Source organism: Bradyrhizobium sp. 132, from assembly GCF_023074185.1.
Classification (GTDB): Bacteria; Pseudomonadota; Alphaproteobacteria; order Rhizobiales; family Xanthobacteraceae; genus Bradyrhizobium.
Genome location: NZ_JADPKY010000078.1, coordinates 46,698 through 61,556 on the forward strand (window position 1 = coordinate 46,698; position 14,859 = coordinate 61,556).

The following is a 14,859-nucleotide window of genomic DNA, read 5'->3' on the forward strand; positions in this document are numbered from 1 at the left end:
TCCTACCTGATCGGCTCGTGCACGGTGACGAGCTTGGTGCCATCCGGAAACGTCGCCTCGACCTGGATGTCGTGGATCATCTCGGGGATGCCGGGCATCACCTGTTCACGGGTGAGGACCTGCGCGCCGGATTGCATCAGCTCGGCGACGGTGCGCCCATCGCGTGCGCCTTCGAGGATAAAATCGGAAATGATCGCGATCGATTCGGGATGGTTGAGCTTGACGCCGCGATCCAGCCGGCGGCGGGCCACGATGGCCGCCATCGAGATCAGAAGCTTGTCCTTTTCGCGGGGAGACAGATTCATGCGAAATCTCTTCCGTTCAACGCATCAATTCAGCCGGTCAGTTCAGCCAGAGCCTCGGCAGCGCCGCACCGCTGCGCGCCAGCACGGCCATCATGTCGGCACGCAGGCGCGCCGCATCTTGGGCACAGAACCGCGCCATTGCAAAGCCATTCCAGGCAGACATTCCGACCTCGCCGGAGAATGAGTCCGACGCTTCCCGGATGCGCTCGATCAATGCCTCGTCGCCGGGCACGATCAGCGCCGTGCCGATCGCCGCGCCGCTTTTGGCCATCGCGGATCGCGCGAGTTTTGCGCCGATATTGCCGTCGAGCCTGACGGTTTCCGCGAACACGAGCTTGCCGCCGCGGGAGAGCCGCCAACGGTCGACGAATTCGCCCTGCTCCACCCGCTCGCCCATGGCGGTGCGGCCGAACACGACGATCTCGCAAAGCAGGAGCGAGGCCGTCTCATCGAGAGCGATGTCGAAGCTACGATGGACGCGGGCCCGATCGAACAGAATCGTCTCTTGCGGCAGCCATCCGATATGCGCACCCGCGGCGACCTTCAAGCCGATATTGAGCTGCGCCGCCGCTCCGGGGGCACGATAGACCTTCTCGGCCGCCGCCGTGGTCAAGGTCAGGCGCGAACCCTCGCCCGCGGCAATATCGATATCAAAATTGTCCCCGCCGGCAACGCCGCCGGCCGTGTTGACGAACACGCCGGAGAGGCCCTCGCCTTCCGGAGAGGGAAAGCGGACGCGCAGCGAGCCGGATTCATGCAATATCCCTCGCCGCGTCACGCCGTCGCGCGCGTGGACGTCGAAGCGCACTACGCCACGGGCGCGGTTGGCTTCAAACACCGAAGATGTCGTTAAAATGTCGCTGCGCATCCGTCTCCCCAGCCCGGCCGCGGCAGAAATTTTGGGATTACAGCGCCATCTGGCGGCTGATTTCGGCCGGGTCGAGATTGGAGCGGTCGCAGGTGAACTTCACCGCGCCGCGATCCATCACCGCAAAACTGTCGCCGAGTTCGCAGGCAAAGTCGAGATATTGTTCGACCAGCACGATGGCGATGTTGCCGAGGTTGCGCAGGTACGAGATGGCGCGGCCGATGTCCTTGATGATCGAGGGCTGGATGCCTTCGGTCGGCTCGTCAAGCAGCAGCAGCTTTGGCCGCATCACCAGTGCGCGGCCGATCGCGAGCTGTTGCTGCTGGCCGCCGGAGAGATCGCCACCGCGCCGGCCGAGCATGGATTGCAGCACCGGGAATAGCGAGTACACGTCGTCCGGAATGTGCCTGTCCTCGCGCCTGAGCGGGCCGAAGCCGGTCTTGAGATTTTCCTCGACCGTCAGAAGCGGAAATATCTCGCGGCCCTGCGGCACGAAGCCGATGCCTTTGCGCGCGCGCTCATAGGGCTTCAGGGCCGTGATGTCGCTGCCGTCGAGCACGATCGCGCCCGATGAGATCGGATACTGGCCGACCATGGCGCGCAAGAGCGAGGTCTTGCCGACGCCGTTGCGTCCGAGCACGCAGGTCACCTTGCCGGGCTCGGCCGCGATCGACACACCGCGCAGGGCCTGCGCCGCACCGTAGAACAGGTTGATATCCTTGACCTCGAGCATCGTTCAGCGTCCCAGATAAACTTCGATGACCCGCTCGTTGGCCGAGACCTGGTCGATGGTGCCTTCGGCGAGTACGGTACCCTCGTGAAGGCAGGTGACCTTGACGCCGAGCTCGCGCACGAACGTCATATCGTGCTCGACCACCATCACTGTGTGGGTCTTGTTGATTTCCTTGAGCAGTTCGGCGGTGAGATGCGTCTCGACGTCGGTCATGCCGGCGACCGGCTCGTCGACCAGCAGCAGCTTCGGATCCTGCGCAAGCAGCATGCCGATCTCGAGCCACTGCTTCTGGCCGTGGCTGAGGCTGCCGGCGAGACGATTGCGGGCATCGGTGAGGCGGATCGTCTCCAGCACCCTGTCGATGCGCTCGGACTCGTCCTTGCTGCCACGCCAGAACAGCGTGCCCTTGACACTGTGGTCGACATTGAGCGCCAGCAGCAGGTTGTCCTGCACGGTCTGGCTCTCGAACACGGTCGGCTTCTGGAATTTGCGGCCGATGCCGAGTTCGGCGATGCGGGTCTCGTCCAGGCGCGTCAGGTCGGTGACGCCGTCGAACAGCACCGTGCCTTCGTCGGGCTTGGTCTTGCCGGTGATGATGTCCATCATCGTGGTCTTGCCGGCGCCGTTCGGGCCGATGATCGCCCGCATCTCGCCGGGCTCGAGCGTCAGCGACAGGTTATTGATGGCATGGAAGCCGTCGAAAGAGACGTGCACCCCGTCGAGATAGAGCATTGCGGAAGTGGCGCGGGTGTCCATGACGTTCATCGCGCTACTCCGCCATCCTGGGTTCGGTTATGCCGTCTTCGGCCGCGGCGCTCGCCGTCGTCGCAGCGGCGCGCTTTTCCTTCGACGAGTCCCACCATGCATTGAAGGTGCCGACGATGCCCTTCGGCAGCAGCAGCGTCACCAGGATGAACATCGCGCCCAGCATGAAGAGCCAGTAGGGCGCGAGCATGCCCGAGGTGAAGACCGTCTTGGCGTAGTTGACGACGACGGCGCCGAGCGCCGCGCCGACCAGCGTGCCGCGGCCGCCGACCGCGACCCAGATCACCGCCTCGATCGAATTGCCCGGCGCGAATTCGGACGGGTTGATGATGCCGACCTGCGGCACGTAGAGCGCACCGGCAACGCCGGCCATGCAGGCCGACAACGTGAACACGAACAGCTTGTAGGATTCGACCCGGTAGCCGAGGAACCGGCTGCGCGATTCCGCGTCGCGGATTGCGATCAGCACCTTGCCGAGCTTGGAGGACACGACGGAGCGGCAGATCAGGAAGCTCGCGATCAGAGCCAGGCAGCTCAGCGCGAACAGCGCTGCGCGGGTTCCTTCCGCCTGGACGTTGAAGCCCAGGATGTCCTTGAAATCGGTCAGACCGTTGTTGCCGCCGAAGCCGAAATCGTTGCGGAAGAAGGCCAGCAGCAGCGCGTAGGTCATCGCTTGCGTGATGATCGACAGATACACGCCAGTGACGCGCGAGCGGAAGGCGAGCCAGCCGAAACAGAAGGCGAGCAGTCCCGGCACGACCAGCACCATCAGGGCTGCGAACCAGAACATGTCGAAGCCTTGCCAGTACCAGGGCAGCTTCGAATAGTTCAGGAACACCATGAAGTCCGGCAGGATCGGGTTGCCGTAGACGCCGCGGCTGCCGATCTGGCGCATGAGGTACATGCCCATCGCATAGCCACCGAGCGAGAAGAAGGCGCCGTGACCGAGCGAGAGGATGCCGCAATAACCCCAGATCAGGTCGATCGAGAGCGCGAGAATTGCGTAGCAGACATATTTGCCCCAGAGCGCGACGAGATAGGTCGGCACCTGCAGGAACGAGCCCGCGGGCAGCAGCAGGTTGGAGAGCGGGATGAGGATGCCGCAGGCCGCGACGACGGCAAGGAAGATCGTCGCGCCGCGGTCCAGCGACCGCGTCAGCATGTGAGGGGTCATGCTTCCACCGCACGGCCCTTGAGCGCGAACAGGCCGCGCGGCCGCTTTTGAATGAACAGGATGATGAGAACGAGGATCGCGATCTTGCCGAGCACGGCGCCGGCGACCGGCTCCAGGAACTTATTGGCGATGCCGAGCGTGAAGGCGCCGACCAGCGTGCCCCAGAGATTGCCGACACCGCCGAACACCACGACCATGAAGCTGTCGATGATGTAGCTCTGGCCGAGATTGGGGCTGACATTGTCGATCTGCGACAGCGCCACGCCGGCGATGCCGGCGATGCCCGAGCCGAGACCGAAGGTCAGCGCGTCGACCCGCGAGGTGGCGATGCCCATCGAAGCCGCCATGCGGCGGTTCTGCGTCACCGCGCGCATCTCGAGCCCGAGCGCCGTGTAGCGCAGCATCGCGAGCAGAATGACGAACACCGCAAGCGTGAAGACTAGGATCCAGAGCCGGTTATAGGTGATGGTGATCTGGCCGAGTTCGAACGCACCGCTCATCCAGGAGGGGTTGCCGACCTCGCGGTTGGTCGGACCGAACATGGTGCGCACCGCTTGCTGGAGCACCAGCGACAGGCCCCAGGTCGCCAGCAGCGTCTCCAGCGGACGGCCATAGAGGAAGCGGATGATGCTGCGCTCGATCAGCACGCCGAGGGCGCCGGCGACGATGAAGGCGAGCGGCACGGCGATCAGCAGCGAATAGTCGAACAGGCCGGGATAGCGGGTGCGGATCACGTCCTGCACCACGAAGGTGACGTAGGCGCCGATCATCACCATCTCGCCATGGGCCATGTTGATGACGCCCATTACGCCGAAGGTGATGGCGAGCCCGATCGCGGCGAGCAGCAGCACCGAGCCGAGCGAGAGGCCGTACCAAGCATTCTGCACGGTGGACCAGACCGCCAGCGAGCTCTGGATCGAGCCGATCGCGCTCGCGGCGGCCTTGGTCACCGAGGCCGGCTGGTCGCCCATGCCGGTGAGCAGCGCCAGCGCCTCCTGGTCGCCGCGCGCCTTGATGGTGGCGACGGCTTCGAGCTTCTCGACCTCGGCGGTATCAGGCTTGAACAGCAGGATGGCGGCGCGGGCGTCGCCGAGCGCAGCCTTGACGGATTTGTTGGTTTCCTTGGCGAGCGCACCATCGACCGCCTCGAGCGCGGTTTCGTCGTGCGACTTGAACACGGATTGCGCAGCCTGGAGCCGCGTTCCGACATCCGGCGACTGCAGCGTCAGGCTGCCGATCGCAGCGTCGACGCTGCGGCGCAGGCGGTTGTTGAGACGCACTGCGCTCGCGCTGTCGGGAACGCTGGCGACGGATTCACCGGTCGCCGCGTCGATCGACTTGCCGTCGGCGCCGGTGACGTAAACCTTCTTGCTATCAGGATCGGCCATGAGGCGGCCGTCCTGGAGCGCGCTGATGATGGGAAAGGCCAGCTTGTTGCCGCTGCTCGCGACGGCGCCGATCGCTTCATCCGTGTCGGAAAAATCATCGTTGGCGAATTTGGCGACCGCATCCTCGAACGGACCGGCGAAGGCCGGCAGCGCGAACGCGATCAGGAACAACGAGAGCAGGAGCGAACAGAAACGGGCGGACAAATTGGCTGGCACTGTGAAAGACCCCGGCAGAATGGTGGAGAAGGCGGCGGGATCGCCGCCTTCTCCAATCGTGCAATGGAGCGTCAGATCCGGATCAGGAGCCCGAACCGAGGCACTTGTTGGTCTTGGTGTTGAAGTTGCCGCACTTCTTGCCGACCCAGTCGCCGACCAGGTCCTTGGAGCCGTCGAGCTCCTTCGACCAGGCGTCGCCCGCGACAAGACCCGGGGTCTTCCACACCACGTCGAACTGGCCGTTGGCTTTGATTTCGCCAATGAACACCGGCTTGGTGATGTGATGGTTCGGAAGCATCTTGGACGTGCCGCCGGTCAGGTTCTTGGCTTCGATGCCCGGGAGCGCATCGATCACCTTGTCCGGATCGGTCGACTTCACTTTCTCGACCGCCTTGACCCACATGTCGAAACCGATGACGTGAGCCTCCATCGGATCGTTGGTCACGCGCTTCGGATTCTTGGTGTAGGTCTGCCACGCCTTGATGAACTTCTCGTTCTCCGGCGACTTGATGGACTGGAAGTAGTTCCAGGCGGCGAGATGGCCGAGCAGCGGCTTGGTGTCGATGCCGGCGAGTTCTTCCTCACCCACCGAGAACGCGACGACCGGGATGTCCTTTGCCTTGATGCCCTGGTTGCCGAGCTCCTTGTAGAACGGAACGTTGGCGTCGCCGTTGATGGTCGAGACCACCGCGGTCTTCTTGCCGGCCGAGCCGAACTTCTTGATGTCGGCCACGATCGTCTGCCAGTCGGAATGACCGAACGGCGTGTAGTTGATCATGATGTCTTCCTGGGCGACACCCTTGGACTTCAGATAGGCTTCCAGGATCTTGTTGGTGGTGCGCGGATAGACATAGTCGGTGCCCGCGAGCACCCAGCGCTTCACCTTCTCGTCCTTCATCAGATAGTCGACGGCGGGGATCGCCTGCTGGTTCGGCGCGGCACCGGTGTAGAACACGTTGCGCTCGCTCTCCTCGCCCTCGTACTGGACGGGGTAGAACAGGATGCTGTTCAGCTCCTTGAACACCGGGAGCACCGACTTGCGCGACACCGAGGTCCAGCAGCCGAAAACGACCGCAACCTTGTCCTTGGTGATCAGCTCGCGCGCCTTCTCGGCGAACAGCGGCCAGTTCGAAGCGGGATCGACGACGACGGCTTCGAGCTTCTTGCCGTTCACGCCGCCCTTCTTGTTCTGCTCGTCGATCAGAAAGAGGATGGTATCCTTCAGCGTGGTTTCGCTGATGGCCATGGTGCCGGAGAGGGAGTGAAGCACGCCGACCTTGATGGTGTCGTCAGCGGCCTTCGCACTGGAAATGGAAGCCAGACCGAGCATCAGTCCGGCGGTCGCGGCGAGAACGCCACGGCGGCTAAATGACGCCGCTATATCGTGAGTGGATTTGCTATGCATGAGTGTCTCATCTCCCTGACGCAGACGTGAAAAACGCTGCGAAACGGCCCCACGGCCGCCTGCGATTAACGGATTCGCAAGAACCGTGCCATGGATTGGACACCGATCAAGTCATTGTTTTTGTTTGTAAAACTGCCTGAAAACGAAGTATCGCCACTATTCGCCAGCCCAAAATTTAGGCAATTCAAATGTATGCGAAAGCGGCAGGCAGGTTACTTTCTGAGCAGGCTGCGCACTCTGGCTAAATTTCCGGCATAACTATTTCTGCACCGCAATCGCCATTTGTGGCCCACGTGCCTTGAAAGCGCCCCCTCAATGTTCCATATGGTGGCCGAGGCCTCTTGCGAATCAAGAGGCCGTTGCGAGCCGCGTGTTCTTAAGCCCTTTCGGGCGTCTGGCTTGCCCCATCTCACCAAGCCATCCGACACCCCAAACACGCAGGTGTCCCATTTGACACCCCTATTGCGCGTGCCCCGCTAACTGCGCCGGGCGCCTGCTTTCGACATGGAAAGAACCCCTCTTTGACTTCCTTTCAGGATTTCGGCCTCGCCGAACCCATCGCACGTGCCCTCACCGAAGAGAACTACGTCACCCCCACCCCCATCCAGGCCCAGACGATCCCGATCGCGCTGACTGGCCGCGACGTGGTCGGCATCGCCCAGACGGGAACCGGCAAGACCGCGGCCTTCGCGCTGCCGATCCTGCACCGCCTGCTCGAGAACCGCATCAAGCCGCAGCCGAAGACGACCCGCGTCCTGGTGCTCTCGCCCACCCGCGAGCTGTCCGGCCAGATCCTCGACAGCTTCAACGCCTATGGCCGCCACATCCGCCTGTCTTCGACGCTTGCCATCGGCGGCGTGCCGATGGGCCGTCAGGTCCGCTCGCTGATGCAGGGCGTCGAGGTGCTGGTCGCCACTCCCGGCCGCCTGCTTGACCTCGTGCAGAGCAACGGACTGAAGCTCGGCAGCGTCGAATTCCTCGTGCTCGACGAGGCCGACCGCATGCTCGACATGGGCTTCATCAACGACATCCGCAAAATCGTCGCCAAGCTGCCGATCAAGCGGCAGACGCTGTTCTTCTCGGCCACCATGCCGAAGGACATCGCCGAGCTGGCGGACGCCATGCTGCGGGACCCGGCCCGCGTTGCGGTCACCCCGGTCTCCTCGACGGTGGAACGCATCCAGCAGCGCATCATCCAGGTCGACTTCTCTTCCAAGCCCGCCTTACTGGCCAAGCTGCTGAAGGACGAGCCGGTCAACCGGGCCCTGGTCTTCACACGCACCAAGCACGGCGCCGACAAGGTCGTAAAGACACTCGAGAAGGCGGGCATCGCCGCGAGCGCCATCCATGGTAACAAGTCGCAGAACCATCGCGAACGGACGCTCGCCCAGTTCCGCACCGGTGAAATCCGTACGCTGGTCGCCACCGATATCGCCGCTCGCGGCATCGACGTCGACGGCATCACCCACGTCATCAATTTCGACCTCCCCAACGTGCCCGAGACCTACGTGCACCGCATCGGCCGCACCGCGCGCGCCGGCGCCGAGGGCACCGCGATCTCGCTGGTCGCAGGCGGCGAGGAACTCGCCTATCTCCGCGACATCGAGCGGTTGATCAAAGTGACGCTGCCGCGCGAAGACCACCGCACCGACGCGGGCCGCCGCGATGCGGGTCCTCCCCCGTCCCAGCAGCGTCAGGGCCGGCCCGGCCGCCCAGGCCAGCGTCCGCAAGGCGCACGGAATGGCGACGGGCGGCGTGCCGACGAAAGGCATGCTGACGGTCGCCACCACAGTGCCGGCAAGCAGGGCGACGGACGGCCCGGCAGCGGCCCGAAGGCTTCCAAGCCATCTCGTCACGCCCGCTCCGGCGGCAAGGCGCATTCTTCGCCAAACGGCCGTCCTGAACAGCGTTCCGCGCATAGCGCCGGGACGTCTGATGGGATACAAGGCGTTGCCTTTTTGCGCCGCGAGAGTCGGCCGAACGGCCAACCGAGCCGCAAACCCCATTCGCACTAGCCGTCCACGACCTGGAGAAATTCATGGCTAAGGAAGAGCTGATCCAGTTCGAAGGACTGGTCACCGAAATCCTCCCCGACGCGCGCTACCGCGTGCAACTCGACGCCGGACACGAGATCGTCGCCTACACCGCCGGCAAGATGAAGAAAAACCGCATCAAGACGCTGGCGGGCGACCGCGTGACGGTGGAGATGTCGCCCTATGACCTCGAAAAGGGCCGGCTGATTTTCCGCCACAAGGATGAACGCCCGAGCGGCATGGGCGGACCTCCGCGTCCCGGGCAGCGCGGTGGCCAGTTCCGCCGCCGCTAACAGGGGTCAGCGCGCGAGCGCGGACCCAAAATCTCGACCTGTATGCTGATCCGCCGTGACCGTCACGGCGGATCAAAAAAACGTGCATGCAGGATTGTTATGCGGCCTTGTTTCCAGTAAAAACACCTCATCGATTTTCGGCCGGACGACATTGGCATCCACCGGTACAGCCGGTTCAGACACGCTGACGACCCTTCCAAAATTCGATCTAACCTGTCCGCGCAAGCGGGCTCTTACATTGTGTTATCTGAGAAGGGACTACCCCCATGAGCATGGGAACCGTGAAGTGGTTTAACGCGACCAAGGGCTTCGGCTTCATCCAGCCCGACGACGGCGGCCAGGACGTGTTCGTCCACATCAGCGCCGTCGAGCGCGCTGGCCTCGGCACGCTGAACGAAGGCCAGAAGATCTCCTACGAGATCGTGGCCGACCGCCGTTCCGGCAAGTCGGCGGCGGACAACCTCCGCTCCGCCGGCTGAGCTAGCGCTTAGGGCCCGATCGGCTCAAGCGAACAAGTAAAGGAAAGGCCGGGCGGAACGCCCGGCCTTTTTTTCATTACAGGCAGGACGACGGTACACCGTTGTAAGGAACGCAGGTGACCTGGCGCGGCCGCGTGTAGGAGACATCGGCCAGCGTTACGCCCGACTTCAACACGTAGCCCACCGAAGGTGTGTAAAGGTAGCTCACCTCGCTGAGAATGAGGTAGGTCGACGGGACCAAGAGCGTCGGGGGGATCATCGACGTGACAATGTCGCCTTTCTTGTGGGCCGAGACCGTCAGCGTCGCCTGCGTTGCACCGCTCGCAATGGTGCCGCCCGTGCTCCAGTCAACCGTGGCAATGCTGTTCTTATCGATATGGATCTGCGAGATCGCGCCCTTCACGAGCGTAGCGTCGTAAGGCATGATCACCGATATGCTTGCCGTGAACGTGTCCTGCATGTTGCTATCGGCGAGCGTCGTTGACTGCGACGTCAAATCGGACAGAGTCCGTGCAATCATCGTGACTTTGCTTTTGATGGCCACGGCCGATGAAAATTCGACGGTGCCGAAGAACATCGCCAGCATCAGCGGCACGATGACCGCGAATTCAGTCGCCGCAACCGCGCGCCCGTCGGCGACGAAGTCCCGCACGCAGCTACGGGCTTTTCTCCAGATATTCGCAATCATCTGCATCGGTCCGCTCGGATCCATCTGTCTCAGAAGGGTTCATTCTTGAAGGCCGCTGTCGCCACCAGCAGCCGCTTGTTGCTGCAGCCCATGTTGAAGCCGAGCCCGGTGACGAAGAGCGGCCACTGATAGAACAGCCGCACCACGACGACCTGGCCAGCGGTCCCGGCACCGTACTGCACGCCGGTTGGGTTGAAGCTGCAGGAATCGCCATAGCTGGTGAGGCTCAGCGATCCGAAGCTGTTCGTGCTCACGACGTCGACGTAGAGCTTGGCGCAATCGAACAGCGCCGGGATCTGGTTACAAACGTAAGTCTTGAACGTCGTTTGCGAGCAGGGTGTGCTCACGCCGGATACCGCGCAGGCCGTCACTGAACCGGATTGCGCCTGACCGGTCAGCAACACGCGCGCGGAATTCTGCGCGACGGTCTCGAGCACCTGGCTCGCGAAGAACATCAGCGCCGACTCGATGATGGCGAACAGCAGCGCGAAGAAAACCGGCGCGACGAGCGCGAACTCGACGGCTGCCGAGCCACGGCGGCTGCCGCGAAACCGGCGTAATGCGGCGAGGAGCGTGAACCTCTTAGGCGCGGGCGATGGCATCAAATTCCCCAGCAGCGGCGATCATCTGCCCCATTCAGTAGCGGAAACTGATTGTTTAAGTGTTCAGGCGATCCGCACTCGGCGGCCCGGGCCGTTAAAGGCGCGTTAACCGCGAACGACCCGAGGCTCGGAGAGAGGACCTCACTCGCACGCGCGTGTCCGAGCGGGACGATCTTGCCCGGGCACGCCCGCCAATCGGTCTTGCTAGTTCGTCTTGCTAGTTTGTCTTGGCGCCCGCACCGGCACTGCCGCTGGCCGTGCTGCTCAACGAACCGGCCTGGCTCATCGTGTTGTTGAAGTAGACGTCGCTGTCGCCGAGCGTCACGCGACGCTGGCAAAGCGGCGCGCAGCTGTAGGACTCGCGCTCGATCCCGCGATAGACGGTGACGAGCCGGTCGCTCGGACCTTCGACCTGGATCTGGCGGTCGACCAGGATCTCGCCGCCCCGGTCGAGCGCGATGAAATTGGTGGCGCCATAGCCCTTTCCGGTCACGACGATCATGCCGCCGGGCTGGAGCGTGACGTCGGCGATCATGGGATTGCCGACCACGATGGTCGCCACCTTGCCGGGCAGCCGCACCAGCTTGGCCTGGTCGACATTGACGGCGATCGTATCGGCGGTCGGCTCGGCAAGTCCGGCAGCCGGCGATGCCAGCACCGCGGCCGCAACCAGAAGACAGACGCGCGCATGACGGCGCAGCAGTTGTTTACGCATACTCTTACCCCCGGGACGTCACAAACCGGCAGAAGCGATCAGATAGCAGCGGAGCCGGTGCCCGACGCGGCTAACCTGCCCTCAATTCGTGAACGTTCCGCAAATTCGCCGACTATTGTTTGAACGGACTGGCGTTTTGCGGCCCTCGAGGGCCCTAGTGGCGGAACGGATAGGCAAGCTGCCCTCCGATCTCCTTCGGCATGGTGGCTTCGTCCTTGCCGTAATCCTGCGGCAGTTCCCCCGCGGGCATGCGGAAGGTGCCGAACAGCACGTCCCAGATCGGGAACGTGCCGGCAAAATTGGTGTCGCCGCCCTCTTCGAGAGAGGTGTGATGCCAGCGGTGGAACACCGGCGTCGCCAGCAGATATTTGAACGGCCCGAAGGTCCAGTTCAGGTTGGCGTGCACGAAGGCCGAATGGAAGGTCGTGAACGGGGCGACCCAGATCATGACGTTCGGGGAAATGCCGGCCATCAGCAGCACGACGTCGACCCCGATCGTGCCGAGCATGAGATTGACGGGATGGAAGCGGGCCGCCGAAATCCAGCTTATCTCCTCCGAGGAGTGATGGATCGCGTGGTACTTCCAGAACCCGCCGCCGTGGAACAACCGGTGCAGCCAGTACAGCATGAAGTCGGACAGGGCCAGGAACAGCACGGCCTGGACCCAGAGCGGTAATAGCGACAGCGGGCCGTGGCCATTGTCGTAAAAGGCGATGAGCTCGTCGGCATCGTGGATGTTGAAGACGAAGCTCGCGCCGACGATCAGAAGTCCGATCCGCATGACGCGTGCGAACACCGGAACGAAGAACCAGTAGCAGATGTCCGTAACGATCTCCCGCTTGCGCCACCACGGCACGCCGGGATTGCAGGCCCAGAAATACTCGAGCACGGTGAAGACCACCGCCAGCGCGAAGGTCGTGGGGACCACTTTCGCGATGGTCTCGCCGAGCATCAGGGCGACTTGCATGGGCAGGCTCGACATCGTCGTCTCTCTTGCGAATTGCTGGTCCCACCTACGCGTACTCTCCTAAATTTAAGGGACGGTGAAGCCGGCACTGCGCTTGCTGCACATCCGCTTCCGGGACGAATTGCAGCTGCCGCCTTAAGGTGAAATTCACTCTGGCCAGCGGGAAGCGGGTTTGCCCGATCGAATTAACTCTACCGAAAGAGCTCGGATCTCATGGTCAGCGCGTCAAGCACAGCGCCGAACGAGGCGATCCCACCCCAGATGGAGTTATGTTCATGAAGAACCTGATTGCGCGTTTCGCGAAAGATGAATCCGGCGCCACCGCCATCGAATACGGCCTGATCGCCGCCGGCATCGCGCTGGCCATCATCACCGTCGTCAACAATCTCGGCAGCACGCTGAACACCAAGTTCACCTCGATCAGCACCTCGCTGAAGTAAGTGACCGACGAACGACGGCAAATGCCCCGGACCTCCGGGGCCTTTGTTTTCTAAGACGGTGAGTTCCAGTGGCGTTGCGCAAGTACAGAACCGATGCCGCGGTCGCGGCGAACGAGGCGGAGACGGCGCAGACCGGCTCGCCGGCCTATTGGATCTGCCTTGCGCTGCTGCTTGCGACGACCGCGCTCGCCGCGCGCATCGCCAGTCTCTGGTGAGCACGCGTTCGGCGGGTTGCACCCTTCGGGACTACGGCCGCCGTTGTCGGTTTGTTTAGCACTGCCGGATAGCATCCGGCGACGCCAGCTCCGCGCCAAAACCCAGGCCTCAAGACGCAGCCATGATCCTCGACCTTGCGCGCCTTCTGCTCTTCCCTGCCCTGATGGCGTTTGCGGCCGCGAGCGATCTCTTCACGATGACGATCTCGAACCGCGTGTCGCTGGCGCTGGTCGCCGGCTTTTTCGCGCTCGCTCTCGCCGGTGGCATGGCACCTTACGAGATACTGAACCATGTCGGCGCCGGCGCGCTTCTCCTGGTCGTGGCCTTCACCTGTTTTGCAATGGGCTGGATGGGCGGCGGCGACGCCAAGGTCGCCGCGTCGGTCGCGCTCTGGTTCGGCTTCGCGCAATTGATGGATTTTCTGCTCTACGCTTCGCTGTTCGGCGGAGCGCTGACGTTGCTCCTGCTCCAGTTCCGGCAATGGCCATTGCCATACGGGCTGGCGGGCCAGGCCTGGCTGGCACGGCTGCACGACAAGGAAAGCGGCATCCCTTACGGCATCGCGCTCACGCTCGGCGCGCTGATGATCTACCCGGAGACCGAATGGGTGAAGGCGATCGACCTCGCTCACCTCGCATTGCACTGAACGCATCGGGTAAAGCCGGCGTCAAGGCGATTTAGATACGCCTCATTAACCATGCTTTGACGAATAGCTGGTCAACTGCCGATTACAGCGACGGCAGCGTCGCGGCGTTTGGTGGAAAGTGAAGCGTATGAATAGGGCACGCATTGTCGTCCTGACGGTTGCCATTTGCGCCGGCGGTGTCGCCGCGTACTTGGCGAGCGGCTCGGACAATTCTGCGCCGCCTCCGGCTCCGGTCGCGCAGCTTCCGACGGTCGACGTCCTGGTGGCCAAGAACGACATCGGCCTCGGCCAGACCGTCAAACCGGAAGATGTGCAGTGGCAGACCTGGCCAACCGCGACCGCCAGCGCCACCTTTATCCGCCGCAATGAGCGCCCTGAGGCGGTAACCCAGGTCACCGGCTCGATCGCACGCGCTCCCTTCATCCAGGGTGAGCCGATGCGCGACCAGAAGCTGGTCAAGGCTGAAGGCTCCGGCTTCATGGCGGCAATCCTGCCCACCGGCATGCGCGCAATCTCGACCGAGATCTCGCCGGAGACCGGCGCAGGCGGCTTCATCCTGCCCAACGATCGTGTCGACGTGCTTCTGACTCGTCGTCTCAAGAACCCGGACCAGAACAACGGCGCGCCCGATGTCGTCACGTCCGAGATCATCCTGGCCAATGTCCGCGTCCTGGCCATCGACCAGGCACCCAAGGAGAAGGACGGTCAGAACGCGGTGGTCGGCAAGACCGTCACCCTCGAGCTCAACCCCGCGCAGACTGCGACACTCTCCGCCGCGCGCCAGAGCGGCACGCTGTCGCTGGCGCTGCGCAGCATCGTCGACGTCAAGATGAGTGAGATCACGCTCGATGAATCCGCGCAGAAGCGCGACGGCGTTTCCATCATTCGCTATGGCATCCCAAGCTCGACGGCGAAGGCACGATGAG

The 14,859-nt window shown here is 63.2% G+C and carries 18 protein-coding genes; 7 read left to right on the forward strand and 11 right to left on the reverse strand.

What is annotated here, in order from left to right; genetic code table 11:
• Positions 1-2 precede the first annotated feature (2 nt).
• The 7 genes from IVA74_RS12830 to urtA all read right to left on the reverse strand — a co-directional run bounded on the left by IVA74_RS12830 (position 3) and on the right by urtA (position 6,854).
• The gene (locus tag IVA74_RS12830) at positions 3-305 is read right to left on the reverse strand and encodes an urease subunit gamma (RefSeq protein WP_247343801.1); all 303 of its coding nucleotides are present in this window, start codon (positions 303-305) and stop codon (positions 3-5) included.
• A gap of 37 nt (positions 306-342) precedes the next feature.
• Positions 343-1,173: an urease accessory protein UreD gene (locus tag IVA74_RS12835; protein ID WP_247343804.1), complete on the reverse strand. Its 831-nt coding sequence runs from the start codon at positions 1,171-1,173 to the stop codon at positions 343-345.
• Positions 1,174-1,210: 37 nt separating this feature from the next.
• The gene (gene urtE, locus IVA74_RS12840; protein ID WP_247343807.1) at positions 1,211-1,906 is read right to left on the reverse strand and encodes an urea ABC transporter ATP-binding subunit UrtE; all 696 of its coding nucleotides are present in this window, start codon (positions 1,904-1,906) and stop codon (positions 1,211-1,213) included.
• Positions 1,907-1,909: 3 nt separating this feature from the next.
• Positions 1,910-2,671, reverse strand: a complete 762-nt coding sequence (urtD, locus tag IVA74_RS12845) for an urea ABC transporter ATP-binding protein UrtD (RefSeq protein WP_247343809.1) — start codon at positions 2,669-2,671, stop codon at positions 1,910-1,912.
• Positions 2,672-2,675: 4 nt separating this feature from the next.
• Entirely contained in the window at positions 2,676-3,845 is a 1,170-nt protein-coding gene (urtC, locus tag IVA74_RS12850; RefSeq protein ID WP_247343811.1) for an urea ABC transporter permease subunit UrtC, read from the reverse strand.
• Positions 3,842-5,449: an urea ABC transporter permease subunit UrtB gene (urtB, locus tag IVA74_RS12855; protein WP_247343815.1), complete on the reverse strand. Its 1,608-nt coding sequence runs from the start codon at positions 5,447-5,449 to the stop codon at positions 3,842-3,844. Before urtB ends, urtC begins: the two co-directional genes overlap by 4 nt.
• Positions 5,450-5,531: 82 nt before the next feature.
• The gene (urtA, locus tag IVA74_RS12860) at positions 5,532-6,854 is read right to left on the reverse strand and encodes an urea ABC transporter substrate-binding protein (RefSeq protein WP_247343819.1); all 1,323 of its coding nucleotides are present in this window, start codon (positions 6,852-6,854) and stop codon (positions 5,532-5,534) included.
• Between the two features lie 521 nt (positions 6,855-7,375).
• Here urtA and IVA74_RS12865 point away from each other — a divergent pair.
• The 3 genes from IVA74_RS12865 (at position 7,376) to IVA74_RS12875 (ending at position 9,659) form a co-directional block, all read left to right on the forward strand.
• Positions 7,376-8,869, forward strand: a complete 1,494-nt coding sequence (locus IVA74_RS12865; protein WP_247343822.1) for a DEAD/DEAH box helicase — start codon at positions 7,376-7,378, stop codon at positions 8,867-8,869.
• A gap of 23 nt (positions 8,870-8,892) precedes the next feature.
• Positions 8,893-9,180 (forward strand): translation initiation factor IF-1, encoded by a 288-nt coding sequence (gene infA / locus IVA74_RS12870; RefSeq protein WP_007599789.1) that lies wholly within the window; start codon positions 8,893-8,895, stop codon positions 9,178-9,180.
• 266 nt (positions 9,181-9,446) lie between these two features.
• Positions 9,447-9,659, forward strand: coding sequence for a cold-shock protein (locus IVA74_RS12875; protein WP_247320093.1), 213 nt, complete (start codon positions 9,447-9,449; stop codon positions 9,657-9,659).
• Positions 9,660-9,735: 76 nt separating this feature from the next.
• Here IVA74_RS12875 and IVA74_RS12880 read toward each other — a convergent pair whose 3' ends face one another.
• From IVA74_RS12880 to IVA74_RS12895, 4 genes are all read right to left on the reverse strand, one after another.
• Entirely contained in the window at positions 9,736-10,353 is a 618-nt protein-coding gene (locus IVA74_RS12880) for a TadE/TadG family type IV pilus assembly protein (protein WP_247343825.1), read from the reverse strand.
• Between the two features lie 23 nt (positions 10,354-10,376).
• Positions 10,377-10,949, reverse strand: coding sequence for a TadE/TadG family type IV pilus assembly protein (locus tag IVA74_RS12885; protein WP_247343827.1), 573 nt, complete (start codon positions 10,947-10,949; stop codon positions 10,377-10,379).
• Between the two features lie 217 nt (positions 10,950-11,166).
• Entirely contained in the window at positions 11,167-11,664 is a 498-nt protein-coding gene (locus IVA74_RS12890; protein ID WP_247343830.1) for a pilus assembly protein N-terminal domain-containing protein, read from the reverse strand.
• A 154-nt stretch (positions 11,665-11,818) separates the two neighbouring features.
• The gene (locus IVA74_RS12895; RefSeq protein WP_247343833.1) at positions 11,819-12,646 is read right to left on the reverse strand and encodes a sterol desaturase family protein; all 828 of its coding nucleotides are present in this window, start codon (positions 12,644-12,646) and stop codon (positions 11,819-11,821) included.
• Positions 12,647-12,906: 260 nt separating this feature from the next.
• Between IVA74_RS12895 and IVA74_RS12900 the strand changes: the two genes are divergently transcribed.
• The 4 genes from IVA74_RS12900 (at position 12,907) to cpaB (ending at position 14,858) form a co-directional block, all read left to right on the forward strand.
• A complete protein-coding gene (locus IVA74_RS12900; RefSeq protein ID WP_011084259.1) occupies positions 12,907-13,071 on the forward strand; it encodes a Flp family type IVb pilin in 165 nt (54 codons plus the stop codon).
• 68 nt (positions 13,072-13,139) lie between these two features.
• Positions 13,140-13,286: a hypothetical protein gene (locus IVA74_RS12905; RefSeq protein WP_247343835.1), complete on the forward strand. Its 147-nt coding sequence runs from the start codon at positions 13,140-13,142 to the stop codon at positions 13,284-13,286.
• Positions 13,287-13,408: 122 nt separating this feature from the next.
• On the forward strand, positions 13,409-13,933 hold the full coding sequence (locus tag IVA74_RS12910; RefSeq protein ID WP_247343838.1) for a prepilin peptidase: 525 nt from the start codon (positions 13,409-13,411) through the stop codon (positions 13,931-13,933).
• A gap of 127 nt (positions 13,934-14,060) precedes the next feature.
• The gene (gene cpaB / locus IVA74_RS12915; protein WP_247343841.1) at positions 14,061-14,858 is read left to right on the forward strand and encodes a Flp pilus assembly protein CpaB; all 798 of its coding nucleotides are present in this window, start codon (positions 14,061-14,063) and stop codon (positions 14,856-14,858) included.
• Position 14,859 lies beyond the last annotated feature (1 nt).

Bases quoted from the DNA above. Each gene is read 5' to 3' on its own strand.
- IVA74_RS12875 (WP_247320093.1), top strand. From the start codon at position 9,447: ATGAGCATGGGAACCGTGAAGTGGTTTAACGCGACCAAGGGCTTCGGC.
- cpaB (WP_247343841.1), top strand. From the start codon at position 14,061: ATGAATAGGGCACGCATTGTCGTCCTGACGGTTGCCATTTGCGCCGGC.
- IVA74_RS12890 (WP_247343830.1), bottom strand. From the start codon at position 11,664: ATGCGTAAACAACTGCTGCGCCGTCATGCGCGCGTCTGTCTTCTGGTT.
- urtE (WP_247343807.1), bottom strand. From the start codon at position 1,906: ATGCTCGAGGTCAAGGATATCAACCTGTTCTACGGTGCGGCGCAGGCC.
- IVA74_RS12895 (WP_247343833.1), bottom strand. From the start codon at position 12,646: ATGTCGAGCCTGCCCATGCAAGTCGCCCTGATGCTCGGCGAGACCATC.
- IVA74_RS12910 (WP_247343838.1), top strand. From the start codon at position 13,409: ATGATCCTCGACCTTGCGCGCCTTCTGCTCTTCCCTGCCCTGATGGCG.
- IVA74_RS12830 (WP_247343801.1), bottom strand. From the start codon at position 305: ATGAATCTGTCTCCCCGCGAAAAGGACAAGCTTCTGATCTCGATGGCG.
- IVA74_RS12835 (WP_247343804.1), bottom strand. From the start codon at position 1,173: ATGCGCAGCGACATTTTAACGACATCTTCGGTGTTTGAAGCCAACCGC.
- IVA74_RS12880 (WP_247343825.1), bottom strand. From the start codon at position 10,353: ATGCAGATGATTGCGAATATCTGGAGAAAAGCCCGTAGCTGCGTGCGG.
- IVA74_RS12885 (WP_247343827.1), bottom strand. From the start codon at position 10,949: ATGCCATCGCCCGCGCCTAAGAGGTTCACGCTCCTCGCCGCATTACGC.
- infA (WP_007599789.1), top strand. From the start codon at position 8,893: ATGGCTAAGGAAGAGCTGATCCAGTTCGAAGGACTGGTCACCGAAATC.
- urtA (WP_247343819.1), bottom strand. From the start codon at position 6,854: ATGCATAGCAAATCCACTCACGATATAGCGGCGTCATTTAGCCGCCGT.
- IVA74_RS12900 (WP_011084259.1), top strand. From the start codon at position 12,907: ATGAAGAACCTGATTGCGCGTTTCGCGAAAGATGAATCCGGCGCCACC.
- urtD (WP_247343809.1), bottom strand. From the start codon at position 2,671: ATGAACGTCATGGACACCCGCGCCACTTCCGCAATGCTCTATCTCGAC.
- urtC (WP_247343811.1), bottom strand. From the start codon at position 3,845: ATGACCCCTCACATGCTGACGCGGTCGCTGGACCGCGGCGCGACGATC.